This window comes from Vibrio sp. D173a (assembly GCF_030248475.1).
The window spans coordinates 1-1,455 of record NZ_JAHGAH010000476.1 but is presented as its reverse complement, the minus strand read 5'-3'; the positions used below and the strand labels follow the sequence as shown (position 1 = coordinate 1,455).

General features: G+C 46.2%; 1 protein-coding gene, 1 tRNA gene and 1 pseudogene. 1 reads left to right on the top strand and 2 read right to left on the bottom strand.

The features are described 5' to 3' along the window. Nucleotides 1–47: 47 nt before the first annotated feature. Complete coding sequence (folD, locus tag KIV40_RS26870) at nt 48–908, bottom strand: bifunctional methylenetetrahydrofolate dehydrogenase/methenyltetrahydrofolate cyclohydrolase FolD (protein ID WP_005430847.1); 861 nt, start codon at nt 906–908, stop codon at nt 48–50. A gap of 204 nt (nt 909–1,112) precedes the next feature. Between folD and KIV40_RS26865 the strand changes: the two genes are divergently transcribed. Continuing rightward, a tRNA-Arg gene (locus KIV40_RS26865) sits at nt 1,113–1,189 on the top strand. A 136-nt stretch (nt 1,190–1,325) separates the two neighbouring features. Here KIV40_RS26865 and KIV40_RS26860 read toward each other — a convergent pair. Beyond that, nucleotides 1,326–1,455 (bottom strand): annotated as a pseudogene (locus tag KIV40_RS26860) (IS5/IS1182 family transposase); the annotation flags it as partial.

Genomic DNA, 1,455 nt, shown 5'->3' with positions numbered 1-1,455 from the left:
AGTGATAGGAGTTACCCCTTGCGGAGCCCTTTCAGTATCATAATTCTTTATTTCTTCGTATGGAATTGCTCGCAAGCCAGCATCGTGTTCTCAATTAAGCTTGCTACCGTCATTGGGCCAACACCGCCCGGTACTGGTGTAATGAAGCTCGCATTCTCACGTGCTTTGTCGTATTCCACGTCACCGACTAGTTTGCCTGATTCAAGACGGTTGATGCCCACATCGACCACAACAGCGCCTTTCTTAATCCACTCACCAGGAATGAAGTTTGGCTTACCAACTGCAACCACAACAAGGTCTGCTTGGCGAACGTGACCCTCTAGGTCTTTGGTAAAGCGGTGACAAGTTGTTGTCGTACAACCAGCAAGAAGCAGCTCAAGTGTCATTGGGCGACCAACGATATTTGATGCGCCAACCACAACCGCGTGCTTACCGCGTAGCTCGATGTTGTAACGATCAAGCAGCGTAATAATGCCTTTTGGCGTACAAGAACGAAGCTTAGGAATACGCTGCGCTAGACGACCCACGTTGTAAGGGTGGAAGCCATCCACGTCTTTCTCTGGGTGAATACGCTCAAGAACGTGCGTTGCATCAATGCCAGCAGGAAGTGGCAACTGAACAAGAATGCCATCGATTTCTGCGTCGTTGTTCAACTCATCGATAAGTGCCAACAACTCTTCTTCCGACGTTGTCGCAGGAAGGTCAAAAGACTTAGAGACAAAGCCAACTTCTTCACACGCACGGCGCTTACTGCCAACGTAAACTTGAGAAGCTGGATCTTCACCAACTAGAACAACTGCAAGACCAGGAGCACGAAGGCCAGCCTCAACGCGAGCTTTCACACGTGCTGCAACTTCGGATCGAACAGTTTGGGAAATGAGAGTTCCATCTATATTTTGAGCAGTCATGACTTTCCTTTTTAAATTGAGAAGGCAAATTATTTGCGGCGCATTGTCGCAGAAAATCTATTTAACATCCATACGCAAACGTTTGCTTTGGGGTGTTTTTGAACATTTATCGCTTTAGTGCCCTTTTTTTAGGCATTCAGATCAGAATGTTATGAAAACCCGTTGATTTAAGCGCTTGAACTCGTATAATCCTTTCCCTGTAGCGCGCCCTTAGCTCAGCTGGATAGAGCACGTCCCTTCTAAGGATGTGGTCATAGGTTCGAATCCTATAGGGCGTGCCATTTATTTAGAAACCCCGATAGCTCTTCGAGTTGTCGGGGTTTTGTCGTTTTAGGCGCCAGAATTTCCAACTCAACGTCTCCTACAACTTTTGCACTACCTTCTAGGGCGTGTTGATCTTTGCTGTACATTTCGTATTCAGCAATACATCGGTAACCACATTAACATGAATGCCAGCGATAACATGCTGGCATAATTCCTTTCTAACTTGTCATATCTACTTGAAATAGCTCGATAATGCTTAATTCTCGCAAAGGCATTTTCAACC